Below are 25,286 nucleotides of genomic sequence, written 5' to 3'. Positions count from 1 at the left end.
TCCCCTATGGTTTCACCATTTCCATATATTTCAGAATATCATCTTTAGACATCTGCCCTTTATGATGGGCAACGATTTTGCCCTTCTTATCGATAATATAAGTATTGGGCAGGTCATTTGCGTCATAAGCCTTCATAACATCACCATTATCCAATGCAACCGGTAAAGTAACCTTTTCATCGAGCGCACTGAAGAATTGTTTGATTTGTTGCGGACTGTTCTTAACATGAATCGTCAGCACTTCCACACCTTGATCTTTATAGTTGTTGTGTGCCTTATTTAAATCAGGCATCTCTTCCAGACAAGGAGGACACCATGTCCCCCAGAAATTAAGCACGAGACCTTTGCCTTTGTAATCTTTTAGGTTAACTGTTTTTCCGTCAAGTGTTTTCAGTTCAAACACCGGAGCATCATCGCCCACTTTAATAATTTTTTTGCCGTCTTTATTTATTGATACGTAGACAATAAATATAATGGCAAGTAATATGAGAAAAGTCACAATGTACTGAATAATATTTTTTTGCCTTTTTGCCATAATAAACCCCTTCTTAATTCAAAATGTCACATTACATTATATCATTTACATCTATTTATTCTGTGGCAAGAATGTGAATTTTATGATTTGTTCAAACTCATATTACGTAAAGTTTTAACCTCATGTGGCGTCAGTTCACGGGCATCTCCGGCATTTAATCCTTTCAGAGTTAATGGACCATATTCAATACGTGATAACTTCACAACTTCATGTCCAAAGTGTGCAAACATTCTACGTACCTGTCGATTGCGTCCCTCATGTATCGTAATTTCTACAAGTGTTGTATCTTTTAATTTATCTTGTGATTTAACTTTTACGATAGCAGGCGCAGTCTTTCCATCTTCAAGCATAATACCGCGTTCTAGTTCTTTTACTTGTTCTCTAAGTAAAAATCCTTTTAATTTAGCTACATATTTTTTCTTCATCTTATATCTTGGATGTGTCATCTGATTCGCAAAATCACCATCATTTGTAAGTAATAGAAGACCACTTGTTTCATAGTCAAGTCGACCCACAGGAAAAATTCTTAAGTCTAGTTGAGGGAAAAAGTCCGTTACAACCTTACGTCCTTTATCATCAGAAACACTTGTGATAACACCCGTTGGCTTATGGAAAAGCAGATAAATTTTATCCGGATTCTCTAAAGGAATTCCTTCAACTTCAACCCGATCTTTAGGACTGACCTTTGTGCCTAATTCAGTCACTGTTTCCCCGTTTACCGTTACTTTACCTTCTGTAATTAATACTTCCGCTTTACGACGAGAAGTTACACCGCTTTTTGCAATTACTTTTTGCAATCTTTCAAATTGTTCCGTCATATTTTATTCATCCTCTTCAGTTAAATTTTTAAAAAATAGTTCCATTTCGCTTGCATCTGTTGACATCTGCTCATCTCGTGGCAAGTCGTCCAGAGAGTTAAGACCGAATGTCATCAGGAAAAATTCAGTTGTTTCAAGCTGCTTGGCACGTTCACCAGACACTTCCTTGCTCACAACTAATCCACGTTCAATTAAGGTCTTTACGGGACCATCGCTATTTACTCCTCGCATCACTTCAATATCTTGGCGCGTTACAGGTTGATTATAAGCGATAATCGCTAAGGTTTCGAGCGAGGCTTGTGTTAATTTTTTTTCATTCGTTGAGCTGACCAATGCTTCTAAATATGGATTCAATATTTCTTTTGTCATTAAAAAATACTTTGCACCTAATTTTTGAATTTCAAATATTTCGTGGTCAAATTCTCTGATTGAATCTGCCAATTGACTTGGAGTAAGTTCCACAATTTCGCATAACTGATCAATTTCTATACCCTCATCTCCCACAGCATATAATAATCCAAGTACAATATTTAATTTATCATTCGCCATAATTAACACCTCTTTCGATTTGAATTTCACCAAATGCTTGATCTTGTCTTACATTGATCTCTCTATTTTTCATTAGCTCTAAAATAGCTAAAAATAGCGTCACGAGTTGTGTTTTAGTTTCAGAGAATGTTACAAAATCATCAAAGGTAACCAAATGATGCGCTCTTAATGCTTGTCGCACATTGTATAACGCTTCTTCCATCGAATAAGTGTCTCGAACGATACTTACTTGATGATTACTCATCTTCTTCCTGCGTTGCTTGGCTTTTTGATATGCTGCAATTAAATCTGTTAATTCAATTGCAAGTGGTGTTTGATCTACGTTTTCATAATGTGTTAAATCATTACTTCTTTTAATAAAATGTTTTTCATGCATTTCTTTTTTTGATTTTAAAATATCGGCGTACAATCGATAATTTTGGTATTCTAAGAGCTGTCTCATTAAATCTTCACGTGGATCCTCAATGATTTCATCATCGATAGGTGCATCAGGAAGCAATGTTTTACTTTTTATTCTAAGAAGTTCGCTTGCCATAACCAGATATTCACCATGCTGATTGATATCTAAATCATCAACACTTTTGATATAATTAATATATTGTTCTGTGAGAACTTTCATCGAGATATCATAAATATCTATTTCATATTTTTGAATCAAATGAAGGAGCAAATCTAACGGACCTTCAAATGAAGCGAGTTTTACTTCGTACATATATTCACCTTACTTTTGGAGTGATTTCGAATGCATACATATTTTGATAAAGCTTTTATTGATTACTTAACTTATTTCCACAAACATCGTGACTACTTCGAATGTCATGAAATTATGGAGGAAGCCTGGAAAGGTAAACCAGTATTTTCTAAACATGATCCTGAAGTTGCACTCATCATGCTCGCAACTGCGATGTATCATTTAAGAAGAAATAATACACGTGGTGCAATAACGCTTTTTACAAAAACTAAAAAATTATTATTGGTAAATCGCGCATTTCTATCTGATTATATAGATGTAAATCAGTTAATTACTCAAATTGATATCTTGCAGCAATCCCAAAAGTATACATCTATTGTTATGCCACTTAAATATCATCATATTGAAAATCAACGAGTAATGCCTGATAAAGGAATCATCGATAAACATAAATTGCGTGATAGGACAGAAGTGATTCAAGCAAGACTAAATGCCTTATACAATAAATATCCAGTAAAAGATGCCCCAAATAAGACACATCACAGCGATAAAACCAAATAAAATCCAGTTGTTCTTATTTGATCTTTCATCAGATCTTTCAGTTAGATTCTGCTCTGTATTATCTTGCACTGCAGCTATCTTCTGATTTTTTACACGATCTGTTCTTTCTTTATTTCTCTGTATTTTTCTTTGATTACTCATAAATTCTCCTTTAAGCACGCGGATGCGTATTTTTATAAACTTCTCTTATCTGTTTTTTACTAATATGTGTGTAAAGTTGTGTAGTTGAAATATCAGCGTGACCAAGCATTTCCTGCACAGCTCGTAAATCTGCACCATTTTCAAGCAAATGTGTGGCAAATGAATGTCTTAACGTATGTGGTGTCAGCTTTTTATTAATTCCGGCATCTAATTTAATTTGACGCATTATCTTCCAGAACCCTTGACGGGTTAATCTTTTACCGTGAAAGTTTAGAAATAAACTATCCGTTACTTCTTTCTTCAGCATTTTATAGCGTGTTGTATTGATATAGTTTTCAAGAAGTTGAATCATATTATCTCCAATTGGAATTATACGCTCTTTACTACCTTTACCAAACACTCTGACGAAGCCCATCACTGTGTTCACATCGTCAACATTTAAATTAATTAATTCTGAAACCCTCATGCCAGTGGCATATAGTAATTCCAGCATAACCTGATCACGTTTCCCTGTAATTTTTGAAATATCAGGTGTCGATAAAAATTTATCTACTTCATCAATCGATAAAATATCAGGTAAATTACGCTCATATTTTGGAGCTTCCAGCACCACAGTCGGATCTTTAACAGCATATTTTTCACGTAGCGCAAATTGATGGAAACCACGTATAGTTGCAGATACTCTCGCCAACGTCTTGGCAGATTTCCCCTGATCTTTTAAATATCCTAAAAACAATGTAATGGTAAAACGGTCGATATTATCGATATTTCCTATCTTTTCTTTTTTCAAGAACGTCTGATAGTGATTTAAATCGCGTCGATAAGCAGCAATAGTATTTTGACTTAATCCCTTTTCAATCATAATAAAATGTAAATATTCATCTATAATTATTTGCATTTAAACACCTCTCAATTAGTTTACCATAATATAAATATAATCAACTAAAAATTCAAAAAACCGAGACGAAATTTTCGTCTCGGTAATGATGTTGTTTATTCCGTTATTTTCTTATCAAGCGTTTCTGGTTTAATCCCTTTTTCCTGACAATTTTTGCATATACCATGAAACGTTAAACGATGGTCCATAATTAGAAAATGATATTCAGCTTCAACTTTTTTTTCAACTTCATCTAATAAATCTTCCTCAATTTCATCAACAGCGCCACAACTCATACAAACGAGATGATGATGGAAATGCTTCGCACCCTCTTTTCTCAGGTCAAATCGGGCAACACCATCTCCAAAATTTATTTTATCAACGATTTTTAGTTCAGCAAGTAATTCCAGAGTTCTGTATACCGTCGCTAGCCCAATTTCCGGGGCGCGTTCCTTAACTTTTAAGAAAACGTCTTCCGCACTTAAATGGTCTGCTTCATTTTCTAATAATACTGTCACTGTCGCTTCCCTTTGAGGGGTTAATTTGTAAGAAGCGTCATGTAATTGCTCCTTGATTCTATTTATACGTTCCTGCATCACAAACACTCCTAAAGGTTACGATTGATATATATAAAATATCAGTAAATGCATATTAAAGCAAGAAAAATTATATCTATTTTAGAATAATTATAATCTGTTATTTTGAATATTTATCATTAGAGATTGTATGGCTATTATCGTTTTCGCATCAATAATTTTTCCTACTTTAATCCACTGATCTGCTTCATCAAATGATAACCAATGTTTTTCAACAAATTCATCATCATCTGCTACTAGATTATTTGATTCTATAAGTTCTCCCGCTTTAAATAAAGAGATAAATTCATTACAAAATCCTGGTGAAACATAAAATTCACTGATAAGTTCCATCTCTTTAGATGTATATCCCGTCTCCTCTTCCAGTTCACGTAATGCAGTATTTCTTCTATCTTCTCCTGCCTCAACCTTACCGGCTGGAATTTCAATCAATGTATCTTCTAATGCTTTACGATATTGCTCAACAAGTAGAATTTTATCATCTTTGATTGCAATGATTGCAACAGCACCCGGATGTTTTACCACTTCTCTTAAAGTTTCTTTACCATTCGGTAATGTTACACGGTGACGCTCTACTGTTAATACCTTACCTTTCATTATTAAATCTTTACTTATCGTCTTCTCTGTAAAATCCATATTGATACACTCCTTATTTTTAACATGTTAAACTATAACTATTATAGCGATTGGAGGATTATCATGAAAACGAATACTACTAAAAGTGGGATAAAATTGTCTCAGTTAGGTTTTGGGGCAATGAATCTCCCTCAAGATACACTTGATAGCCAATACATTTTGGACCGTGCTGTCGATTTAGGAATAACATATATAGATACAGCTGATCTTTATCAAAAAGGTCAAAATGAAAAGAACATCGGTCATTTTATTAAAAATTCAAAAAAACGAGACAAAATTACTTTAGCTTCAAAAGTAGGTAATAAATTTAATATGTTAAATGATGATGTTGAATGGGATCCCTCAAAAGAACATATCAAAAAAAGTATCCACGAAAGCTTAAAGCGTCTTGAAACTGATTATCTTGATTTATATATGCTTCACGGAGGGACAATTGAAGATAATAAAGATGAAACAATCGAAACATTTGAAGCATTAAAAAAAGAAGGCCTAATTAGGGCTTATGGTATCAGTTCTATTAGACCAAATGTTATTGATTATTATTTAAAGCATAGTAATATAGATACAATCATGATGCAATTTAATTTACTAGACAATCGACCGGTTGACCTCGCAAGTGATATCACATCGAAAAATGTAAAGATGCTGGCACGTGGTCCTTTAATGAAAGGCCTTATGACAGAACACTATCAAAACGTTTTAGATAAAAAATTTAATAAGGGAACACTTGGATTATCTTACGAACAAATTCAAGATAGTCTGAGCCAAGCGATTCGCATAGCACCTCTACATGAAGCAGTCTATCAATATTTACAGGAGCATCCAGTTGCTTCGATTGTAAATGGCGCATCTTCTGTTGACCAGTTAGAAAAGAACTTTGATATTTATGAACGCAACCTAAAACACCCTCTATCTAATCATCAAATGTCTCAAATTAAATCATTATTTGACTCCTTACATTACGAGGACCATTTAGTATGAGTAAAAAAGCATTCAATAGAGCTCTACTTGGCGCATCTTTAATTTCAGGACTCACTTCAAGTATTGTAGGACTGGTAGCATCAAACTATGTCCTCAATTTTAAACTGCGTGATGTTGAAGTCATCAGAAGACGTGAGATTAAAGCTAAGCGTTTAGATGAAGAAGCATTTCAGGCGCAAAATCCAAAAGATGTAACAATCTCGTCACGTAACGGATATCATTTAAGTGCTACTGTTGTAAAACCCTATGACCATAAGCACTGGATGATATTCTGTCATGGTGTTACCGAGAATAAGATTACCAGCATAAAATATCTGAATATGTTTAAAGATTTAGGTTTTAATGGCATCATCTTTGACCATCGTAGACACGGCCAAAGTGGTGGCAATCACAGTACATACGGTTATTATGAAAAGATTGACTTGGAATCTGTGATCACCTTCCTAAAAGAACAATATGGCTATGATATTACGTTTGGCGTTCACGGAGAATCAATGGGAGCAGCTACAACATTACTTTATGCTGGTGAACTTGCCAATGAAGCGGCGTTTTATGTTGCAGATTGTTCATTTTCCAGTTTCTCCAAACTACTCACCCAAATTATTGAGCAAAAGTCCGTTATAGGGAGCGGGTTCGTACTTTCAACGTTAAATCAAATGTTAAAAATCAGAACCCATTTCTCGTTAAAACAAATCTCACCGATTGATGTGATTGAAAATGTCGAGCAACCCATACTTTTCATACATTCTAAACCCGATACTTTTATACCTTATACCCATTCAGTAGACCTATATAATAAAAAACGAGGACCTAAAATGCGCTGGTATCCTGAACACGGAGGACACGCTGCCAGTTTCAATGTAAATCCTCTCACTTACAAACAAAAGGTTGAGACATTTCTTAAAACATTTGACTTACTCCCGCCACAAAAGATAGAAATACATCAAAAAAATAACGAAAAACAGAAAAACAGAAAGAAAAAATAACAGGATATTTTCCTGTTATTTTTGTTTCGTCAAAAAGTATTTTGTAAAATGCTTTTCTAAATATCTTGGTGATAAACTGTACATCTTCAAACCAATATCCATCCACTTTGGAATATTTAACTCCAATTTTTTCTGATGTATCGCAGTTATTATTTGGTGGCTTACATCTTCCAGATCAAGTTGCACTGATTCTGCCAGATGATTGATCGGTTTACCAGCATTCGCTCTTTCAATAAATGGTGTGTTCACAGGACCTGTATTCACCGTTAAGAAATGAATATGTGGTAGTTCCAGACGCATTGCATTCATTATCTGGTTAATGCCTGCTTTTGTAGCAGCATAAACCGCACCGTATGGTGTTGCTACAAAAGCTGACTGACTACCTATCGTTACAACCATCCCGTTATGATTCATTTTCTGAGTAATTTTTTTTGTCAGCAGAATCGTTTGTGTTAAATTTACATCTACCATATCACGAATCACCTGTTCACCCTGAGCAATTACTTCACAATATTCAGCAAAGCCAGCACAATTAATAAGTATATCAATGCGACTCTCATTTTCAACGCAATTCATCAATGTTTCAAAATCACCTGAATCCAGAAAATCGACTTTGATAATTTCCAACACATCACTTTTTTGCTTTAATGTATATAGTTGTTCAATATTTCTACCAACAGCAACAACATGTGCACCCATTTCAAGCAAAAGTTCAGTCAATTTTAAACCTATGCCACTCGTTGCACCTGTAATCATAACTTTTTTTCCGAGCATCCCTACACCCCTAGTCATATGTGTCAAAACTCACAAAATTGTATTTTATCACATTCAATCTTATAATAAATATGACTAACTATCTAGGAGGCAACTTAAATGAAAATTGTATTTTATGGTTCTGGTAATATGGCCAGTGCGATATTTACAGGATTGATCGAAAGTAAAACCGTTAAAGGTGAAGAAATATATTTAACCAATCGTAGTGATAAAGATGAGTTAGAACGTCTGCATCAACTCCTTAACACACAATATAGCTATGATGATCAAGCATTACTGAGTGATGCAGATTTTGTTTTTCTCGCAGTAAAACCTCACGACTTTGATTCACTTGTTGAACGAATTAAACCGCACCACGTGTCATGCAATAAATTTGTGTCGATGATGGCCGGTGTTCCTATCAATCAGATTAAGTCCAAATTATACACATCTAATCCAGTGGCACGAATTATGCCAAATACAAATGCTCATGTGCAACAGTCAGTAACTGGCATTTCATTTTCTGAGAATTTTGAAGCTACCGATAAAAATAAACTATTCGATTTGCTTGATGCTTTTGGTACGTCAATCGAGGTGGAAGAAGATTCATTACACGATGTAACAGCAATTACAGGTAGTGGTCCTGCGTTTCTTTACTATATGTATGAACAATATATCAGCGCAGCAAATCAACTTGGTTTATCGAGAGAAGACACAGATATTGCAGTTCGTAACTTAATTATCGGTACAGCAAAAATGCTTGAAAACAGTGAATTATCACTCGATCAGTTACGTCAAAACATTACATCTAAAGGTGGCACTACCAAAGCGGGACTTGATGCACTTGCTAAACACCCTATCGAAGAAATATTTGTAGACTGTTTAAATGAAGCACTCAATAGAAGTAAGGAATTAGGTAATTAAATATTTCGTTTCATAAAAATACATAAAGAACCGAGTGATGTATCAGAAAATAATACATCGCTCGGTTCTTTTTATATTTCAAATTCGTCAAAATCTTTTACAATCTCAAAATCTAATGACGGATATTTATTGCTGATAATTGTTTTAAGTTCCTCAATATCATCTGTAGTATATCGATTGCTCACATGGTTAATGAGAATTCTTTTTGCCTTACTTTCCTGCATTAGTTTGGCTACATCATCGATATGACTATGATAATATTTATGGCTTAAATCTATATCGCCATCTAAATATGTACTCTCATGTACAATCACATCTGCATCTAAAGCTAGTTCATTTTCTGCTTCACAAGGCATTGTATCCCCGTAAATAGTAATGACTTTCCCTAACTGTTCAGGTTGTCTGTATTCTTTTGTGATATAGGTCTTTCCATCAATTTCAACGATTGATTGTGTCTTAAATTGCTGATAGATCGGACCAGGCATAATGCCTTGCTGAATTAATTTTTCTGAAATAAGATTACCTTGCCTATTCGGAAATTGAATTCGATAACCGAAAGAATCAATGCCATGATTTAATTTTTTTACATATACCTTATATTGGTCGATCTCTAAGATATCATTATCACTGACTTCAACAATTTGAAGTGGATAATTTAAATGTGAACCTGTTACATATAACGTCGTTTCTATGTACATCTTTATTCCTGCAGGACCATAGACGGTTAACGGCTTATTTTCACCACCTTGAAAACTACGGGAAGTGAGTAGTCCAGGTAATCCAAAAAGATGATCACCATGCATATGTGTAATAAATATATTATCAATTTTGCCAAGCTTAATATTAGTATGTAATATTTGGTGCTGACAGGCTTCACCTGCATCAAACAACCAAAATGTATTATCATTAGGTGCCAGTGAAAGTATTATCGTCTGTGTATTTCTTTCTTTTGTGGGTAAACCTGCACTCGTCCCCAAAAATGTTATTTTCATGTTCATACCACCTTTTATTTCATCACGTCATTATAGCATGTTTTAATTGTTTTTTTAGGCATTGTATGAAAAAATAAAATAGACTTTAATAGAATCGAGGTATTTATTTTGGATATTGAAAAGCAAAATATTCCCTGTTTGATTACAATTTTTGGTGCAACGGGTGATTTGAGTCATCGTAAGTTATTCCCATCTCTATTCCATCTTTATCAACAAGATAATTTAAATGAACATGTTGCTATTATTGGTATCGGTCGACGTGACTGGAGTAACGAAAAATTTAGAACGGAAATTAAAGCTTCTATAGAAAAGTTTGTCAATGATACACATAAACTTGATGATTTTTTAAACCATGTATTCTATCAATCTCATGATGTGAATAATAAGGAAAGCTATGACGCTTTACTTGAGACAGCCCAGAACCTTGATACACAATTCGGGCTAGAAGGAAATCGTCTATTCTATTTAGCGATGGCACCTGAATTTTTCGGTACAGTATCTGACTTCTTAAAAACCAGTGGATTAACGAAAACTAAAGGGTTTAAACGACTTATTATTGAAAAACCATTTGGTAAAGATTTAGCTTCTGCTGAAAAACTCAACAGCCAATTACGAAAGTCATTTAAAGAGGAAGAAATCTATCGTATCGACCATTATCTAGGTAAAGATATGGTTCAAAATATCGAGGTAATCCGATTTAGCAATGCAATGTTTGAACCTCTATGGAACAATAAATATATTTCAAATATTCAAATTACATCTTCTGAAATTTTAGGTGTCGAAGATCGTGGAGGTTATTACGATAATAGCGGTGCGCTTAAAGATATGGTTCAAAACCATATGTTACAAATTGTGTCACTGCTTGCGATGGAACCTCCAATCTCGCTATCTTCTGAAGATATTCGTAATGAGAAAGTTAAAGCCCTTCGTTCAATACGAAAAATACAACCAGAACATGTGAGAAGTTATTTTGTTCGCGGTCAATATGATGCGGGAGAAATTAACGGTGAAAAGGTTATTCGATATCGTGATGAAGACAACGTTAATCCAGAAAGTAACACACCAACATTTGTTGCTGCAAAAGTAATGCTCGACAACTTCAGATGGGCAGGTGTTCCATTCTATATTAGAACAGGTAAACGCATGAAGGAAAAAGAAATTCGCGTTGTTGTTGAATTTAAGGAAATGCCAATGAATCTATACTATCAAAAAGATAATCAGTTAGATTCAAATTTACTTGTCATAAACATTCAGCCTAATGAAGGTATTGAGCTGCACTTAAATGCACGAAAATATATTGAAGGTATTGATACAGAGCCAGTAAAATTATCTTATGCTATGACTGCTCAGGATAAAATGAATACTGTTGATGCTTATGAAGGTTTAATCTATGATTGCCTGAAAGGTGATGCAACAAACTTCACACACTGGGAAGAACTTAAAGCTACATGGAGTTACGTAGACACAGTCGCTGAGTACTGGGATGCTCACCCTGCCCCATTCCCTAACTATCAGGCAGGATCAAATGGTCCTATCAAAAGTGATTTATTACTTAGCAGAGATAATTTTCATTGGTGGGATGTATAAATTAGTAAAAACCTTTGAGTCGATACGGCTCAAAGGTTTTTATTGTTTGATGAATATGTTAATATTTGAGTTATGAATAAAACAAAAATATCTCATTTTAAAGATTACAATGATAATGATTTTGAAAATCTGCTTAACATTGAAACGATTCCGTATGTATCTACTTTTTCAAATCATCATGCGAATCGATATGAACCGACAGTTTATCAGGACTTAATCAGCTTAATAGAACAGACATACAAGGATTTTCACAGTGATTCACATTTCATTGATTTTGGTTCTGGTTTAATGCGTGTACCCATACTTTTCAATCACTTATTAAATATTTCAGTTACCGGAATTGAACTGAATAAACAGCTCTATTTACTAGGTCTTAAAAATATTAAAAATTATCAGCTGTTACATCATCCATCATCCATCCATACATTAAATATCAATGCTATTCACTATCAGTTTCAGGGCAAAGAGACTCATTTATTTTTCTTTAATCCATTTTCAGTATTTGTATTTCAAAAAGTTATGGAGAATTTAATGACAACTGATATTTTGCAGTGTGATATTATTTTGTATTATGTCAAGCCGGAATATGAAATGTATTTAAGTGAATGTATACAGTTTAAGTTAAAATATTCTATTCTTTTGGATAATGAATCAATAGATCCATCAGAAAAGATAAATATATATCAATACACAAAGACATAACAGGATATATCCGGAAAGGATTGACGTATGAATAATATTAATCTTGTTCAAAAAACTATCGTTTATATAGAAGATCACTTATTTGATGTCTTAAATTATCAGGATATGGGGACATATTTAAATGAAAATCCACTACATATTAACCAGTCATTTACAATGATTGCCGGAATGAATATTGAAGATTATATTTATCACAGAAAAATGACAGAAGCGGCGAAAAAACTTCTAAATGGTAACTATAGTCTTGTTGATATAGCAAATCATTTTGGTTATTCTACAGCACATGAATTCAGTGAAGCATTTAGTAACCATCATAATATTTCTCCTATACAGGTAAGAAACAATGCTGAGCAGTTAAAAATGGTAGAAAGAATATATATAGAACTATCTACTACAACTGTACCCCCACTCAATTATAATATCGTACGTATAGAAGATTTTAATCTAATAGGTATAAAAGAAAATGTCGCTTTTAATGAACTCAGTAATCACTTCCTTGTACCTGATATAGTTTATGCATTACATCAAAGTGGCGAAATACAGTCGTTACTTGAAATAAGTAGTGACAAAAAGATCTATGTTGTTGTACAACCTGTATATGATCACATTGAAATCTTTACAGGCGTTAAATCAGAACGCTCATTTAATTATGAGATGAAGCAAATATTTAACAGTGATTATGCAATCTTCAAATCACGTGGCAAGTTAGATTTTGTGTTTAACGAAATTTGGCATTCCGTCGAAAGACAAGTAGATTTCAATATTCACTATGATCGTAATAGTACTTATGTTTATGTTTTTCCGGATGATCTAGATTTTGATAATAGTTTTAATAAAGTTGAATTATGGTTACCAGTTTCATAAAAAACGAGGAAAGACTTTTGTCTTTCCTCGTTTTAATTTATTTCCAGTCAGTATGGAAGATACCATCCTTATCTTTTCGTTCATAAGTATGTGCGCCAAAATAATCACGTTGTGCCTGAATAAGATTAGCTGGTAAATCTTTAGAAGTATAAGAATCAAAGTAATTAATCGCTGCAGCAAAACCTGGTGCTGGTGTACCTGTAGTAATAGCTGTAGCTGCTACATTACGTAGGCTTGTCTGATACTTTTCTACGACTTCTTTAAAATAAGGATCTAATAAAAGGTTTTGCAGATTTGCATCCTGATCATATGCATCTTTAATCTTTTGCAGGAACTGTGCACGGATGATACATCCTTCACGCCAGATCATCGCAAGATCACCTAACTGTAAATCCCAGTTATATGCTTCACTCGCTGCTTTCATCTGAGCAAATCCTTGAGCATAGCAACAAATTTTACTCATGTAAAGTGCTTCACGTATCGCTTCTAAAAATTCAGCTTTATCACCTATAAATGGTGTCTTTTTAGAATTTATTTTTACACTTGCATTGTCTCTCTCTTCTTTTTGGCTCGAAATAAATCGGGCAAAAACACTTTCAGTAATAATCGTTAAAGGCTGACCTAAATCCAGTGCATTGATAGAAGTCCATTTTCCTGTACCCTTTTGTCCGGCCTTATCCATGACTTTCTCAACAAGAGGACTTCCATCTTCATCTAACTTCTTAAAGATATCTGCAGTAATTTCGATTAAGTAACTATCTAACTCGCCTTCATTCCACGCTTTAAATGTTTCAGCAATCTCATCATTATTCATACCTAAAACATTTTTCATTAAATCATAACTCTCAGCAATCAGCTGCATATCGGCATACTCTATACCATTATGCACCATTTTTACATAATGGCCGGCTCCATCTGGGCCAATATATGCAACACAAGGTTTACCATCTTCAGCTTTAGCAGCAATAGATTCTAAAATTGGTTTAACTAATTCGTATGCTTCACGCTGTCCACCCGGCATAATTGATGGACCATGTAATGCACCTTCTTCACCACCTGAAACACCAGTACCAATAAAGTTGAAGCCTTTTTCAGAGAGATATACATTGCGGCGAATTGTATCATTATAATTTGTGTTCCCACCATCAATTAAGATGTCGCCTTGATCTAACAATGGAATTAAACTCTCAATTGTTGCATCAGTCGCTTCTCCCGCTTTTACCATCATCATAATCTTGCGGGGTTTTTCTAAGCTATCTACAAATTCCTGAAGTGAATATGTTGGAAAAATATTTTTACCAGCTGATTCTTTCATCATCTCTTCAGTTTTTTCTTTCGAGCGGTTGTAAACAGATACTGTGTTTCCACGAGATTCAATATTCCAAGCTAAATTTTTACCCATTACTGCTAAACCAATTACACCAATTTGTTGTTTACTCATAATATACCTCTTTCAAATATTTTTTCATGATTATTATAGCATAATAAATTTAGATGTAGACTATACCAGTTTAATGATTTCAATGACTTGCTCAGTTAATTTAGTTAATTCAGCAATTGGCATCTTTTCATTGACTGTGTGAATATCCTGATATCCTACTGCAAGCACTACAGTAGGAACAAATTTATTGATGAAATTAGCATCACTACCCCCACCGTTTGAAACTACTTTAGCAGTACGGCCTATATTCTGGGCAGCTTGAGATGCTATTTTTATTGCTTTACTTTCTTTATCCACATGGAATGCCGGATAATTGACTTTAACGTCAATTTTCGCTTCTCCACCTAGTTCAGCTGCAGCAGTTAAAAATGCTTCCTTCATATGAGTAACTTGTGCTTCCATTTTTGATGCTACCAAGCTACGTGCTTCAGCAACTATCATGCATTTTTCAGCCACAATATTTGTGCGTGATCCTCCATCGATGGTACCAATATTTGCAGTGGTTTCTGCATCTATACGTCCTAATTTCATATTACTGATCGCACGGGCTGCAATATTAATTGCACTTACACCATTTTCCGGGGCTACACCAGCGTGAGCTGTCACACCTGTTATTTCTACGTTTAATGTCGCATTCGTTGGTGCCTGGTTAACGATAGTACCTACCGCGTTCCCTGCATCCAGCGCATAACCAAATTGAGCATTAAATTGCGCTCCGTCTAGAACACTTGCACCAATTAAATGAGATTCCTCACCGACAGAAATAACAACCTCGATATCGCCGTGAGGTATATTTTCTTCCTGAATCGTACGGATTGATTCAACCATTACAGCAATCCCTGCTTTATCATCTGCGCCAAGTATCGTCGTCCCGTCCGTGTGAATTATATCATCAGTGATGATGGGTTTAATGTTATTACCTGGCGTTACAGTATCCATATGACACGATAGTAAAACAGTGTCCTGATCTGTAGAACCTTTCAACTTCATAATAAGGTTACCTGCGCCAAATCCAGTTTTCTTTTGTGTATCATCTTCTACAACATCAAATCCTAAACCTGAATAAAGTTCTTTTAGATGATCTGCAATTTGACGTTCATTTCCTGATTCACTATCAATCTTAACCAGTTCAATAAACGTTTCAATTAATCTCTGTTGATTCATGCCTTCACTCCTCAATGTATGATATATTCATCGTACCAAACAACTGGTCATCAATAAAGAATAAGACGAAAAAACAATAATTTGTTATAATTAATTAAACACATGGAAAGGAAGAAATAAATGAATAATAAAATTGCACGAAAAGTTTTCATTATTACACTACTGGTATTAATCGTTGCAGCTTTGGTATTGAGCGCTGTGCTCCCATATTTAAATATGTAAAAAAACCGTTGAGCCTACTCAACGGTTTAATACATTTTTAAAGAACCAAATTTATGTTTTATTAATAAATAACTTTCTATTTCTTTAAGCAGTTGCATCGCAGCTGAACGCGACTTTAATCGTTCCTGAGAATCCGGTAAAGGATACGAATCTAAATCAAGCATAATTTCATAAAGGTCGTGTAACCTAATTGCCGTAAAGTTATTACTCGTTATATTGTTCGATAAATCCTCTAATAATCCGCTACACCTTAAATGTAATCTATCCTTACAACTAATATCATTGATTAAATGTGTCATACGACTCAGTAATTTAAGTTGAGACTCTCGCATATCGAAATAATGATAATATGAATTATCATTACGTGCAAAGTGATTTTCTACTTCTGTATATGCGACAGATTTAGCACGTTCAATTGTTTCATGTAGTTTTTCAATGTCATTTGTATTCAGCACAATTTCAGGATGTTTTAATGCATCACTTAATCGACTGACAATTACCTGAAACTCCATTTCAATAAGTCTTTTATATGCTTTTAATTCTTTATTATGGTTAGGCATATATAGATTTAATAATAATGCTATCCCCATACCTACACATAACAAGAGAAACTCATTCATCGCCACATGCCAATTGATATTGCCTGAATTATAGCAGTGAAGAATAATAACAATACTCGTCACTACCCCTTCCTGTATACCAAACATAACGGTTACTGGAATGAAGAGTAGTACGAGTACACCTAAAATGATGGGATTAAAGCCGAGATGCATAAAGAAAATATATGAAAACAAAATACCAAGCAGACAAGAGAAAAACCGTGCACTTGCCGCTTCTAAAGATTTTACTTTTGTATTTTTGACACATAGCACTACAAGAATTGCTGCAGATGAAAAGTTATCTAAATTAAGCATCTTACAGATAATTACTCCTAGCGCCATTCCAAATGCCGTTTTTATCGTACGAAAGCCTATCTTATAAGGTTTTATCTTCATGAATTAATTAACGTTCCTCACAATGCTCTTCAAATAAAGCTTGAATGTTAGTAATGACGCTCATTGAATCATGACCTTCGATTTCATGTCTTTCAATCATTTTGATGATCTTACCATCTTTAAGTAACGCAAATGATGGACTACTTGGTGGATAACCTTCAAAATATTCACGCGCTGTTTCAGTCGCTTCTTTATCTTGTCCGGCAAAAACAGTAACAAGTTGATCCGGTACTTTATCGTAGTGAATTGCATGAGCTGCTGCAGGACGAGCAATACCACCAGCACAACCACATACAGAGTTAATCATTACAAACGTCGTACCAGGTTTTTCAAACGAAGATTTAACCTCTTCTGGTGTTTTAAGTTGTTGATAACCCGCTGACTCGATTTCTTGACGTGCTTTATTTACGAAATCTTCCATAAACATATTAAAATTCATATCCATTGATATTACACCTCTTCTAAATTGATACACCTATCATAACGAATAAATAAGTGTAAATCTAGTGATTAATTCGTGAAAATTATAAGATGCAAATAATTTACTGGTTACTGATGATTGATAAGGATTCAATTAAATATGAGAAGCACCATCATTCGTTTACTTACTACCTAATCAATAAAATTTACTAGTAAATCCGTTGTTCTAATAACATGATCAAAAAATCAACGTTCCTATTTTATTGACATATTTATTCCGCTTCATTACTATTTACTGTAAACTAAAAGGAGATAACCTTATGCCTAATACAGTTCAAATTAGACCGATACAACGAAAAGATGATCCTTATATACATAAAATCATACAAAAATCACTCGAGTCCTTCAATCTAAATATACCTGGATCTGCATACTTTGATCCCGAACTTGCACAATTATCATCATATTATAATGAACGTGAATATGCACAGTACTGGATAGCAGAACGGGATGGTGAAGTTTTAGGTGGTGTTGGTATAGCACCTTTTAATGAAGAAAGAACAATATGTGAACTTCAAAAACTATACCTCCTGGAGTCTGCAAAAGGTAAAGGTATATCTAAACTATTACTGGACCAAGCATTAGCATTTGCATCAAACCATTATAAAGCTTGTTATTTAGAAACGATGGGTATACTAGAAGTTGCATGTATTCTCTATGAGAAATATGGCTTTGAGTTATTAGAACAGCCAATAGAAGGCAGCGACCATACAGCAATGGATCGCTGGTATATAAAAACACTATGAAAAGAATTATCTCAATCTTCATTATTGTATTATCATTGTTTCTGGTTTTTATAAATCAGGATAGGATTATCGAAAGTTACAAAGCATTACGCATTGAACTCATGCCAGATCCGATGTCAATAAACACTTATGATAAAGGACAATGTACCTACTATGTATTTGATAAAGTAAAGCAAGACGGCAACATGATAGAACGATCATGGCGTGATGCCAAGCACTGGGCGAAGTTTGCTAAACAAGGTGGATATACTGTTAACCATTCACCACGAAAAGGTGCATTACTTCAATCACCGAGAGGAAGGCAAGGTCATGTAGCCTACATAGAACATGTATATCAGAACGGTGCAGTCAAAGTTTCTGAGATGAATTATACCAAGCCATATGAAATAACAGAACGTATTATCTATAAGAAAGATTTATTTAGATATCATATTATCCATCCTAAGATAAATCCAAAAAAAGTACTAACTGATATATAAACAGCTAGTACTTTTTGTATATTATTAATACATTAAGTGATCACCATGCTATAGTAAAATAATCAATTATTCTTCTTCAAACTCTCTTACTTTTACATCTTTTGTCTTTTCATCTCTTAATTGAAATAACATGATAAAACAAATAACGATTAAGCTTGCAGGTATGATAAACGGTAAATAATTTAAAAACTCATTGTCGTGAATCCTTACCAAATAATAAATGAAAAACATCCAGCATGCATTTAAAAATAAAATAAATAGTTTGTCTCCAAAATTCATATTATCCACCTCTTTATTTAATATTGACTGTTATTGAACCCACATTACCTACTTCATGTCTAATACTGTTCTTTGATGATGCTACAATTTCATTCCCTATCGTAATATCTAATTGCTGACCATCAATTTTAAGTGATTTATTAAAGGTTTGCATATGCTTTGATATTAATAAATCATCAACAACACGTGTTACTATACGCCCTCCACCACTATTGTGAATAACAGCTACCGCACCATATTGATTACCATCCATCTCATAATCAGCAATCATAACTTTAAGATTTTTAGGATTATATGGGGACGTTAGAGTTACTACAGCCATTTCTAATGCATTCAGACTTTCAATATATTCATTTGAAATAATATCATCTAATCTTTGTGTATTATGTATAATCTGGTCTGTAAATTTAACCGTAAGATTTGTTTCTTCATCAATCACGCCAGATTCATATTTTTCAAGTTTATCATCTTCGTTATGCCCAGCATAGAATGTCGAAACAGTATTGCCAATGACTGTTTTCTTTGTTATACCTGTCATACCTTCTTCTAACTGGATACCTGTATCCACAATGTCTAGATGATATGTTTTTGATTTCGGGTTATAAATGGCATATCCAAAAGCGTAATTTTTATTTTTGTCATTTTTCTCTTTCTCACTAACAAAAATAGAGTAAAATTTAGGATTTGATTGCTTATCTGGATTTACAATCATACCTTCACTCTTTGAATGAGGAAAAAGTTTTTCTTTAAAATCTTTCATCGCAGTTTCACCATTTGCATACGCGTTACTTTCCAATTGTTTAATCAGTGAGCTCTCTTTTATCGGTTTAGATTTAACTTCTTTTTTTGTTGACTCAGAATACAAGATTCCTGCTGCAATTAGAAAAATGATTATAACGGAAGTTATTACACGTTTTGTGAAAGTCATCTTCATCCCTCCTCGTATTTTAAATTGATATTACCATAGTTTAGCACTTAATTACATATATTATATAATTAACTTAAAATTACAGATTAGTATATAAAAAAACTATCCAACATTCTGGATAGTTCTAAAATTCTATAAAATGGTTAAAAGTGATTACTGAATTGCATTCCAGACTTTCTTAGCTACACCTTTTGGTGATTGCGGATTTTGTCCGGTAATGATATTCCCGTCCTGAACAACTTTCGATGCCATTGGTAAGGTCGCTTTTTTGTAATTCGCACCCTTCTTCTTCAATTCATCTTCTAAAAGAAATGGTACTTTCTTTGTCTTTCTAACCATATGTTCTTCAAGGTTTGAAAAACCAGTTAAATCTATATCTTTCAAAGAATTATCATCGAAATTCAAGAATGCAGCTGCACCATGACATACAGATGATATTACTTTACCATTCTTATTCATTTCATTAAGAATACGAGCAATATCTTTGTTATCCACGAAATCAAAGACAGTACCATGTCCTCCTGTGAAGTAAACCGCATCGTATTCATAGACATCCGCGTCATGAATAGACTGAGTAGTGTCTAATAATCTCATAAATTCAGGATCTTCCATATAGTTCTTAGTCTTATAATCTAACATCAACGTACTCACGCTAAATGGATCAATCGGTATTTTACCGCCCTTAACACTATATAAATCAATATCAACATCTTTATCTTTAAAGTAATCATAGAAATGAACCAATTCACTCAACCATAAACCCGTTTTTTCTTCAGTGCCTTTATAATATTCCGTGTTTGTATTAATGATCATTATTTTTTTCATAATATCTCTCCTAGGTTTGTAATACTTAAGTTTACCCAGTGATAATGAAGATTACTCAATACATTTATTGATTGTTTAAGTATATATTGATTTTAGATCTATTTTTTATTTTTTTTAAAATTAATGAAATATATAATCGATAGTAAACTATAAACAATTGCAACTGTAAACATACTCTTCAAAAAATTAATAATACCACCTGAAAAAGCCCCTGAATCAAGGTCTATATCACTGTTGAATAAAAGTACAAAGAAATCTTTTAAAAATAAGGTATACAGAAATCCTAAAATTATTCCATAGATAAAATGTTTGATTATGTATTTCTCAAAATATGAAAACATGGCGCGCCTCCAAAAGTAATTTAACAATTTAATCCAATTGTATTATATTTTATTATATATTACAATTTGAATAATAACTATTGAAAAATAGAACGGAGTTTTACTATGATTTTTATCAATGGAAAATATACTAATGCAAAAATTATGACTGACAATATTGACGAAGCGGCTTATCATCGCGTACAAAATATGACAAATCTCGATTTTCTAGAAAACACAAATATCGTCATGATGCCTGATGTCCACGAAGGCAAAGGTTGTGCTATCGGGACATCGATCAGAATGGATAAATCAAACGCAATGATTCCGCCCGCTTTTATCGGTGTTGATATTGGTTGTGGTATGATGAGCTATCCTTTAGGCAAATTAGAAGCAATTAATTTTCCAAAGCTAGACCAATATATATCAGAGAATATTTCTACATATCCTAGAATTGATGCTCTAAAGAACAATGTATTTTCTCATATGCATCAAAATAATAAAAATAAAATAATAGATGTTTTAAAACTGATACAGGATAAATTGATATTTCAAAATGTTGATATGGTTACTTTAATTAATTCGGTTGGTACGTTAGGTGGAGGTAATCATTTTGTTGAAATCGGTAAAAATTCAAATGATGAATATTATTTAACGATACACTCTGGTAGTCGTTTCTTAGGTGCTAAGGTTGAAAAACATTACCAGGATTGTGCTGCAGATATGCATAAAAATATTAATGCTGCTCCAATAATCGAAATTTTAAAGGCACAAGAAAAATACCATGCCATTCAACCGATGATCGAGTTTATAAAACAATTAAATCTAGAAAATACTTATGATGCAGAAGTATGTTATTTGAAAGATGATGTATTAAAACAATATATTAATGACATGACAGCAGCATGCATGTTTGCTGAAATCAATCGTTATATGATGACCACAATTATTCTTAATTATTTTAATATCGAAATTGATGAACAAAAAATAATCAATTCACCCCATAACTTTATTGAAGTAAGAGAAGATGACTACATTATTCGTAAAGGGGCTTGTGATGCAAGTCTTGGTAGAGATGTTGTGATTCCAATCAATATGCGCGACGGTATCATTATCGGTAAAGGAAAAGGAAATACTGAATGGAACAACTCTGCGCCACATGGTGCTGGACGCGTATTATCTAGAACTAAAGCGAAACAAACATTAACTTTAGAAACTTTCGAGCAACAAATGAAAGGGATATATAGTAGTACTGTTGTAGAAGATACTTTAGATGAAGCACCGGATGCATATAAACCTATTGATGAAATTATAAATAATATTCATGACACTGTTGAAATACTTGATATCATAAAGCCAGTATATAATCATAAAGGTATTGAAACACCAAAATGGTGGCAAAAGAAAAAGTAAGAATTAGAATGGAGTAAAAATGAAATATTTTACTGTTAAAAATTCAAAACTGGACAATATGAATCTTATAACACCTATTATTTCTTTATTATTAACCTTAGGATTTATCTTTGTAAATATTCATACGTTATCAATAAGACATGAAAAATGGGCTGTTATCGCTTGTTCATTATCGCTTTTTATATTTATAATATTTACGTTTTTAAACTGTTGGACAATATATCTCATCATTAAAAGAAAATATTTTATAAAAGAAAAAAGTAAGTGTCTCAAATCGACACTTACTTAATTTTTTGCGTAAAACTATATAATTTATCAATATCATCTAAAAATTGATTACATATATTACTATCCTGACAAATATAATCGCCCTTTTTAGTATAAGTCCCATCACTATTCGCTTTTGTTTTATTTAGGAATAATGAAACGTCTGATTCATGCTGACAAATTGAACAAAAACCTTTCACTTTAGTTGGAGCTAATTCCCCGTATATACTTTGAAAAGCACCTTTACTATCTTTATAGACAATATACTTACGATTTGCAGAATGGTCATTCCATCCGAGATAGCTCATCATCTGAAGATCATACTGATCACTTGAAGGTGTCTTTAATTTCTTTACCTTTCTGAATAACTTCTCCACTTGTTTAGCTGAAGGCATTTCAAAAGGTTCTACAAACTGTTTCATTTCTGAAAGAATCATAGCAGCTTTCGTCTTTGAAAGCCGAATATCATCAAGTCTAGTAATATACTCACTAGCATCTATGCCATTCACAATGTAAATTGCTCGAATTTCGTCTAATATAATATTTTTTTGTGCTTTATTCGTCGTTGGATCATTTGTTTTATAAATCTTAAGTAACTGGTTCACTTTAAACATTACTTGCGCAAATTCATATGCTTTTATCATTATGTCTATACCTCACTTTAGTGATTTGAGTATAGCATAATATTAAAATGATAGTAAAAATTAAAATTGATGTGAGCATCTCCAATTTCGATAAGAAATGTTAGCTCGAAATTGGAGTTCTACCAATTTCAGATTGAATTTATCTACCGAAATTGGGGTTCTACCAATTTCAAATTCTATTTCCTATCATTGATTGTCACAAAATAATTCTCATCTATCTCAAACATTAATCCACCTCAATTATTTTTTTCATTAATTTTTCTATCGTATATAATTCATATATTGAAATGTCTTTTTGAATATACCTCTCAATAACTTCTTTTATATCATCTCTTAGCATTATTAATCTTTTAACCATTTCAGTTTGATTATCAATCAGAGCAATTTCTGTTTCGACCCATGGTGAATGTATTTGATAGTATTCACCTAATGGAGAAATTGAAATTAATGGATTGAACTCATCTTCAACTTCCATAGTATGATATTGAAATTCATCATTACTACTTCCATTCAACCAATCATTCAATTGTAACCAGAATTCTATAATGGCAATATCTTCATCAAAATAAATAGTATTATTATATTTGATTTTCAAATTTGCATCCAATGCCATAAAGTTTCCAGGTTTCGCACGTTCTTCATATGAAAGTTGGTCCATAGGACTTTCTATTAAATGAAAATCAAAATTTAACATTGTTGTACCCTCGTTCCCTGGTGAAAATACAACTTCCAACCATCTTCATTAACCCAGATTGAACTACGGTTTGATTTATTGTTTGTTACTTTATCTATCAATATATATGTAGCTAGCTTACTGTTATCAGAGAGATCTTTCACACGATAATCTATTACTTCAAAATCACTTTCAGGCATCTTAAATCCAATATAATCTGATTTCTTAGTCACTTTTCCTGATTGACCAAACTCCATATAGTAATCATGTAAAATATCTGCGTATTCACCACTTAATCTTCTAGCAGCATCTAGATGTAGCATTTCGTATTCGAGCATAATTTCACCTCATTTATAATTTTCAGATAAAAACATTTTAATTTCGCTACTTAATTCTAATGGATTAGATATATGAATATTATGATTCGACTTATTAATAAATTTAACAATTGAATTAGAACTTAGTTTTGCCTGATTCAATATTAAATTATGCCAAATCTCCTCAAATTTTTTTGCATTATTTTCAGTCATATCATTAGATTTAATATTTTCTTTAATAGTAAAGTTCTTTTCTCTACCTATGACCAGTAATGGATTATTGATTGTAATAAAGCTCTCTTTTAAGTTAGTTGCATCTTGGTTCCAATTCTTAGTTTCGAAATAGAGAACTCTATAAAAGTTTGGAAACATACATGCATTTCGTTTGTTTTTATTAAGATAGATATCATCTTTTAATTGATTATGAGACATCATTGATTTCACTTTGCAATAATTCAACCACGCTTCATCAGAATTTTGATTTGAAGTACTATTTTCATCAATTACATCTAATTGCTTATAATCAACTGAAGTAGAATCAATAAGAATAATGGAATTTTTTGATTTATATCTTGACACATAATCTTGAATACATAGCCCTCCATAAGAATGACCTATCAATGGTGCCTTTTCAATATTATTGTGTTTTATAAATTCATCAATCATCATAGAGGTATTTTTTATCGAAATTTTAGTATCTTCAACTTCCCCATATCCTATCCCTGGTCTATAAAAAACGTAAATTTTATATTCATGTTTCAATAGTTTTATAAAATCATACCATTCATCAACAATACCATTCATCCCTAGTAATAATAATATCGGCTTTCCAGAACCAAATATAAAATATTCAATACTTTGTTTTTTATAACTAAACGTTAGCATCTTAATTCCCCATTA

30 protein-coding genes are annotated in these 25,286 nt (G+C 32.9%); 10 read left to right on the top strand and 20 right to left on the bottom strand.

Features of this window, described 5'->3' with window-relative positions:
- Positions 1–4 precede the first annotated feature (4 nt).
- From resA to ACMGE6_RS09965, 4 genes are all read right to left on the bottom strand, one after another.
- Positions 5–535, bottom strand: a complete 531-nt coding sequence (resA, locus tag ACMGE6_RS09980; RefSeq protein ID WP_414053657.1) for a thiol-disulfide oxidoreductase ResA — start codon at positions 533–535, stop codon at positions 5–7.
- A gap of 80 nt (positions 536–615) precedes the next feature.
- Positions 616–1,353, bottom strand: coding sequence for a pseudouridine synthase (locus ACMGE6_RS09975; protein ID WP_414046352.1), 738 nt, complete (start codon positions 1,351–1,353; stop codon positions 616–618).
- 3 nt (positions 1,354–1,356) lie between these two features.
- Positions 1,357–1,902, bottom strand: coding sequence for an SMC-Scp complex subunit ScpB (scpB, locus tag ACMGE6_RS09970; protein WP_414053656.1), 546 nt, complete (start codon positions 1,900–1,902; stop codon positions 1,357–1,359).
- Positions 1,892–2,614, bottom strand: coding sequence for a segregation and condensation protein A (locus ACMGE6_RS09965; RefSeq protein WP_414053655.1), 723 nt, complete (start codon positions 2,612–2,614; stop codon positions 1,892–1,894). The genes scpB and ACMGE6_RS09965 overlap by 11 nt, the downstream gene beginning before the upstream one ends.
- 30 nt (positions 2,615–2,644) lie before the next feature.
- Between ACMGE6_RS09965 and ACMGE6_RS09960 the strand changes: the two genes are divergently transcribed.
- Positions 2,645–3,154, top strand: a complete 510-nt coding sequence (locus ACMGE6_RS09960; RefSeq protein WP_414053654.1) for a DUF309 domain-containing protein — start codon at positions 2,645–2,647, stop codon at positions 3,152–3,154.
- A 151-nt stretch (positions 3,155–3,305) separates the two neighbouring features.
- Here ACMGE6_RS09960 and xerD read toward each other — a convergent pair whose 3' ends face one another.
- The 3 genes from xerD to ACMGE6_RS09945 all read right to left on the bottom strand — a co-directional run bounded on the left by xerD (position 3,306) and on the right by ACMGE6_RS09945 (position 5,404).
- Positions 3,306–4,193 (bottom strand): site-specific tyrosine recombinase XerD, encoded by an 888-nt coding sequence (gene xerD / locus ACMGE6_RS09955; RefSeq protein ID WP_414053653.1) that lies wholly within the window; start codon positions 4,191–4,193, stop codon positions 3,306–3,308.
- Positions 4,194–4,288: 95 nt separating this feature from the next.
- Complete coding sequence (locus ACMGE6_RS09950) at positions 4,289–4,768, bottom strand: ferric iron uptake transcriptional regulator (protein ID WP_414046347.1); 480 nt, start codon at positions 4,766–4,768, stop codon at positions 4,289–4,291.
- Positions 4,769–4,858: 90 nt separating this feature from the next.
- On the bottom strand, positions 4,859–5,404 hold the full coding sequence (locus tag ACMGE6_RS09945; RefSeq protein WP_414053652.1) for an NUDIX hydrolase: 546 nt from the start codon (positions 5,402–5,404) through the stop codon (positions 4,859–4,861).
- A gap of 63 nt (positions 5,405–5,467) precedes the next feature.
- Here ACMGE6_RS09945 and ACMGE6_RS09940 point away from each other — a divergent pair, with 63 nt between their 5' ends.
- Complete coding sequence (locus ACMGE6_RS09940; RefSeq protein ID WP_414053651.1) at positions 5,468–6,385, top strand: aldo/keto reductase; 918 nt, start codon at positions 5,468–5,470, stop codon at positions 6,383–6,385.
- Positions 6,382–7,371, top strand: a complete 990-nt coding sequence (locus ACMGE6_RS09935; protein ID WP_414053650.1) for an alpha/beta hydrolase — start codon at positions 6,382–6,384, stop codon at positions 7,369–7,371. Before ACMGE6_RS09940 ends, ACMGE6_RS09935 begins: the two co-directional genes overlap by 4 nt.
- A 15-nt stretch (positions 7,372–7,386) precedes the next feature.
- Here ACMGE6_RS09935 and ACMGE6_RS09930 read toward each other — a convergent pair whose 3' ends face one another.
- Complete coding sequence (locus ACMGE6_RS09930; RefSeq protein ID WP_414053649.1) at positions 7,387–8,145, bottom strand: SDR family NAD(P)-dependent oxidoreductase; 759 nt, start codon at positions 8,143–8,145, stop codon at positions 7,387–7,389.
- Between the two features lie 99 nt (positions 8,146–8,244).
- Here ACMGE6_RS09930 and proC point away from each other — a divergent pair, with 99 nt between their 5' ends.
- Positions 8,245–9,048, top strand: a complete 804-nt coding sequence (gene proC / locus ACMGE6_RS09925) for a pyrroline-5-carboxylate reductase (RefSeq protein ID WP_414053648.1) — start codon at positions 8,245–8,247, stop codon at positions 9,046–9,048.
- Between the two features lie 71 nt (positions 9,049–9,119).
- Here proC and rnz read toward each other — a convergent pair whose 3' ends face one another.
- Positions 9,120–10,040: a ribonuclease Z gene (gene rnz, locus ACMGE6_RS09920; protein WP_414053647.1), complete on the bottom strand. Its 921-nt coding sequence runs from the start codon at positions 10,038–10,040 to the stop codon at positions 9,120–9,122.
- Positions 10,041–10,148: 108 nt separating this feature from the next.
- Between rnz and zwf the strand changes: the two genes are divergently transcribed.
- The 3 genes from zwf to ACMGE6_RS09905 all read left to right on the top strand — a co-directional run bounded on the left by zwf (position 10,149) and on the right by ACMGE6_RS09905 (position 13,193).
- Entirely contained in the window at positions 10,149–11,627 is a 1,479-nt protein-coding gene (gene zwf / locus ACMGE6_RS09915; protein WP_414053646.1) for a glucose-6-phosphate dehydrogenase, read from the top strand.
- 72 nt (positions 11,628–11,699) lie between these two features.
- Positions 11,700–12,329 carry a hypothetical protein gene (locus tag ACMGE6_RS09910; protein WP_414053645.1) on the top strand — a complete coding sequence of 210 codons (630 nt, stop codon included), beginning with the start codon at positions 11,700–11,702 and terminating at the stop codon, positions 12,327–12,329.
- A gap of 27 nt (positions 12,330–12,356) precedes the next feature.
- Positions 12,357–13,193: a helix-turn-helix domain-containing protein gene (locus tag ACMGE6_RS09905; protein WP_414053644.1), complete on the top strand. Its 837-nt coding sequence runs from the start codon at positions 12,357–12,359 to the stop codon at positions 13,191–13,193.
- Positions 13,194–13,230: 37 nt separating this feature from the next.
- On the opposite strand, the gene gndA is transcribed toward ACMGE6_RS09905, so the two are convergent.
- The 4 genes from gndA to ACMGE6_RS09885 form a co-directional block, all read right to left on the bottom strand.
- Positions 13,231–14,634, bottom strand: coding sequence for an NADP-dependent phosphogluconate dehydrogenase (gene gndA, locus ACMGE6_RS09900; protein ID WP_414053643.1), 1,404 nt, complete (start codon positions 14,632–14,634; stop codon positions 13,231–13,233).
- A gap of 60 nt (positions 14,635–14,694) precedes the next feature.
- Complete coding sequence (locus tag ACMGE6_RS09895; RefSeq protein ID WP_414053642.1) at positions 14,695–15,798, bottom strand: M20/M25/M40 family metallo-hydrolase; 1,104 nt, start codon at positions 15,796–15,798, stop codon at positions 14,695–14,697.
- 248 nt (positions 15,799–16,046) lie between these two features.
- Positions 16,047–17,015: an aromatic acid exporter family protein gene (locus tag ACMGE6_RS09890; RefSeq protein WP_414053641.1), complete on the bottom strand. Its 969-nt coding sequence runs from the start codon at positions 17,013–17,015 to the stop codon at positions 16,047–16,049.
- A 7-nt stretch (positions 17,016–17,022) separates the two neighbouring features.
- Complete coding sequence (locus ACMGE6_RS09885; RefSeq protein WP_414053640.1) at positions 17,023–17,460, bottom strand: BrxA/BrxB family bacilliredoxin; 438 nt, start codon at positions 17,458–17,460, stop codon at positions 17,023–17,025.
- A gap of 295 nt (positions 17,461–17,755) precedes the next feature.
- Between ACMGE6_RS09885 and ACMGE6_RS09880 the strand changes: the two genes are divergently transcribed.
- Entirely contained in the window at positions 17,756–18,241 is a 486-nt protein-coding gene (locus tag ACMGE6_RS09880) for a GNAT family N-acetyltransferase (protein ID WP_414053639.1), read from the top strand.
- Positions 18,238–18,720: a CHAP domain-containing protein gene (locus tag ACMGE6_RS09875; protein ID WP_414053638.1), complete on the top strand. Its 483-nt coding sequence runs from the start codon at positions 18,238–18,240 to the stop codon at positions 18,718–18,720. Before ACMGE6_RS09880 ends, ACMGE6_RS09875 begins: the two co-directional genes overlap by 4 nt.
- A 66-nt stretch (positions 18,721–18,786) precedes the next feature.
- On the opposite strand, the gene ACMGE6_RS09870 is transcribed toward ACMGE6_RS09875, so the two are convergent.
- The 3 genes from ACMGE6_RS09870 to ACMGE6_RS09860 all read right to left on the bottom strand — a co-directional run bounded on the left by ACMGE6_RS09870 (position 18,787) and on the right by ACMGE6_RS09860 (position 20,752).
- On the bottom strand, positions 18,787–18,999 hold the full coding sequence (locus ACMGE6_RS09870; RefSeq protein WP_414053637.1) for a hypothetical protein: 213 nt from the start codon (positions 18,997–18,999) through the stop codon (positions 18,787–18,789).
- Between the two features lie 13 nt (positions 19,000–19,012).
- Positions 19,013–19,927 carry a hypothetical protein gene (locus ACMGE6_RS09865; protein ID WP_414053636.1) on the bottom strand — a complete coding sequence of 305 codons (915 nt, stop codon included), beginning with the start codon at positions 19,925–19,927 and terminating at the stop codon, positions 19,013–19,015.
- 153 nt (positions 19,928–20,080) lie between these two features.
- A complete protein-coding gene (locus tag ACMGE6_RS09860) occupies positions 20,081–20,752 on the bottom strand; it encodes a type 1 glutamine amidotransferase domain-containing protein (protein ID WP_414053635.1) in 672 nt (223 codons plus the stop codon).
- A gap of 446 nt (positions 20,753–21,198) precedes the next feature.
- On the opposite strand from ACMGE6_RS09860, the gene ACMGE6_RS09855 reads away from it, so the two are divergent.
- Positions 21,199–22,485, top strand: coding sequence for an RtcB family protein (locus ACMGE6_RS09855; protein WP_414053634.1), 1,287 nt, complete (start codon positions 21,199–21,201; stop codon positions 22,483–22,485).
- A 281-nt stretch (positions 22,486–22,766) separates the two neighbouring features.
- Here the strand turns inward: ACMGE6_RS09855 and ACMGE6_RS09850 are convergent, their stop codons facing one another.
- The 4 genes from ACMGE6_RS09850 to ACMGE6_RS09835 all read right to left on the bottom strand — a co-directional run bounded on the left by ACMGE6_RS09850 (position 22,767) and on the right by ACMGE6_RS09835 (position 25,271).
- Positions 22,767–23,396: a FusB/FusC family EF-G-binding protein gene (locus ACMGE6_RS09850; protein WP_414053633.1), complete on the bottom strand. Its 630-nt coding sequence runs from the start codon at positions 23,394–23,396 to the stop codon at positions 22,767–22,769.
- Positions 23,397–23,622: 226 nt separating this feature from the next.
- Entirely contained in the window at positions 23,623–24,090 is a 468-nt protein-coding gene (locus ACMGE6_RS09845; RefSeq protein WP_414053632.1) for a DUF7878 domain-containing protein, read from the bottom strand.
- The gene (locus ACMGE6_RS09840; protein ID WP_414053631.1) at positions 24,084–24,407 is read right to left on the bottom strand and encodes a hypothetical protein; all 324 of its coding nucleotides are present in this window, start codon (positions 24,405–24,407) and stop codon (positions 24,084–24,086) included. Before ACMGE6_RS09840 ends, ACMGE6_RS09845 begins: the two co-directional genes overlap by 7 nt.
- A 9-nt stretch (positions 24,408–24,416) precedes the next feature.
- Positions 24,417–25,271, bottom strand: coding sequence for an alpha/beta fold hydrolase (locus tag ACMGE6_RS09835; protein WP_414053630.1), 855 nt, complete (start codon positions 25,269–25,271; stop codon positions 24,417–24,419).
- Between the last annotated feature and the right edge of the window lie 15 nt (positions 25,272–25,286).

It is taken from the genome of Macrococcus equi, assembly GCF_047426745.1.
GTDB classification, from domain to species: Bacteria; Bacillota; Bacilli; order Staphylococcales; family Staphylococcaceae; genus Macrococcoides; species Macrococcoides equi.
This window is presented reverse-complemented; position numbering and strand designations above follow the sequence as displayed.

Excerpts from the sequence above, each read along its gene's own strand:
- ACMGE6_RS09950 (WP_414046347.1), bottom strand. The coding sequence starts at position 4,768 with ATGCAGGAACGTATAAATAGAATCAAGGAGCAATTACATGACGCTTCT.
- ACMGE6_RS09860 (WP_414053635.1), bottom strand. The coding sequence starts at position 20,752 with ATGAAAAAAATAATGATCATTAATACAAACACGGAATATTATAAAGGC.
- proC (WP_414053648.1), top strand. The coding sequence starts at position 8,245 with ATGAAAATTGTATTTTATGGTTCTGGTAATATGGCCAGTGCGATATTT.
- ACMGE6_RS09945 (WP_414053652.1), bottom strand. The coding sequence starts at position 5,404 with ATGGATTTTACAGAGAAGACGATAAGTAAAGATTTAATAATGAAAGGT.
- ACMGE6_RS09965 (WP_414053655.1), bottom strand. The coding sequence starts at position 2,614 with ATGTACGAAGTAAAACTCGCTTCATTTGAAGGTCCGTTAGATTTGCTC.
- ACMGE6_RS09910 (WP_414053645.1), top strand. The coding sequence starts at position 11,700 with ATGAATAAAACAAAAATATCTCATTTTAAAGATTACAATGATAATGAT.
- scpB (WP_414053656.1), bottom strand. The coding sequence starts at position 1,902 with ATGGCGAATGATAAATTAAATATTGTACTTGGATTATTATATGCTGTG.
- resA (WP_414053657.1), bottom strand. The coding sequence starts at position 535 with ATGGCAAAAAGGCAAAAAAATATTATTCAGTACATTGTGACTTTTCTC.
- ACMGE6_RS09835 (WP_414053630.1), bottom strand. The coding sequence starts at position 25,271 with ATGCTAACGTTTAGTTATAAAAAACAAAGTATTGAATATTTTATATTT.
- ACMGE6_RS09975 (WP_414046352.1), bottom strand. The coding sequence starts at position 1,353 with ATGACGGAACAATTTGAAAGATTGCAAAAAGTAATTGCAAAAAGCGGT.
- ACMGE6_RS09885 (WP_414053640.1), bottom strand. The coding sequence starts at position 17,460 with ATGGATATGAATTTTAATATGTTTATGGAAGATTTCGTAAATAAAGCA.
- ACMGE6_RS09845 (WP_414053632.1), bottom strand. The coding sequence starts at position 24,090 with ATGTTAAATTTTGATTTTCATTTAATAGAAAGTCCTATGGACCAACTT.
- ACMGE6_RS09865 (WP_414053636.1), bottom strand. The coding sequence starts at position 19,927 with ATGACTTTCACAAAACGTGTAATAACTTCCGTTATAATCATTTTTCTA.
- ACMGE6_RS09880 (WP_414053639.1), top strand. The coding sequence starts at position 17,756 with ATGCCTAATACAGTTCAAATTAGACCGATACAACGAAAAGATGATCCT.
- ACMGE6_RS09840 (WP_414053631.1), bottom strand. The coding sequence starts at position 24,407 with ATGCTCGAATACGAAATGCTACATCTAGATGCTGCTAGAAGATTAAGT.
- xerD (WP_414053653.1), bottom strand. The coding sequence starts at position 4,193 with ATGCAAATAATTATAGATGAATATTTACATTTTATTATGATTGAAAAG.
- ACMGE6_RS09940 (WP_414053651.1), top strand. The coding sequence starts at position 5,468 with ATGAAAACGAATACTACTAAAAGTGGGATAAAATTGTCTCAGTTAGGT.
- ACMGE6_RS09890 (WP_414053641.1), bottom strand. The coding sequence starts at position 17,015 with ATGAAGATAAAACCTTATAAGATAGGCTTTCGTACGATAAAAACGGCA.
- ACMGE6_RS09875 (WP_414053638.1), top strand. The coding sequence starts at position 18,238 with ATGAAAAGAATTATCTCAATCTTCATTATTGTATTATCATTGTTTCTG.
- ACMGE6_RS09855 (WP_414053634.1), top strand. The coding sequence starts at position 21,199 with ATGATTTTTATCAATGGAAAATATACTAATGCAAAAATTATGACTGAC.
- ACMGE6_RS09895 (WP_414053642.1), bottom strand. The coding sequence starts at position 15,798 with ATGAATCAACAGAGATTAATTGAAACGTTTATTGAACTGGTTAAGATT.
- gndA (WP_414053643.1), bottom strand. The coding sequence starts at position 14,634 with ATGAGTAAACAACAAATTGGTGTAATTGGTTTAGCAGTAATGGGTAAA.
- ACMGE6_RS09870 (WP_414053637.1), bottom strand. The coding sequence starts at position 18,999 with ATGAATTTTGGAGACAAACTATTTATTTTATTTTTAAATGCATGCTGG.
- ACMGE6_RS09935 (WP_414053650.1), top strand. The coding sequence starts at position 6,382 with ATGAGTAAAAAAGCATTCAATAGAGCTCTACTTGGCGCATCTTTAATT.
- ACMGE6_RS09960 (WP_414053654.1), top strand. The coding sequence starts at position 2,645 with ATGCATACATATTTTGATAAAGCTTTTATTGATTACTTAACTTATTTC.
- ACMGE6_RS09905 (WP_414053644.1), top strand. The coding sequence starts at position 12,357 with ATGAATAATATTAATCTTGTTCAAAAAACTATCGTTTATATAGAAGAT.
- ACMGE6_RS09850 (WP_414053633.1), bottom strand. The coding sequence starts at position 23,396 with ATGATAAAAGCATATGAATTTGCGCAAGTAATGTTTAAAGTGAACCAG.
- rnz (WP_414053647.1), bottom strand. The coding sequence starts at position 10,040 with ATGAAAATAACATTTTTGGGGACGAGTGCAGGTTTACCCACAAAAGAA.
- ACMGE6_RS09930 (WP_414053649.1), bottom strand. The coding sequence starts at position 8,145 with ATGCTCGGAAAAAAAGTTATGATTACAGGTGCAACGAGTGGCATAGGT.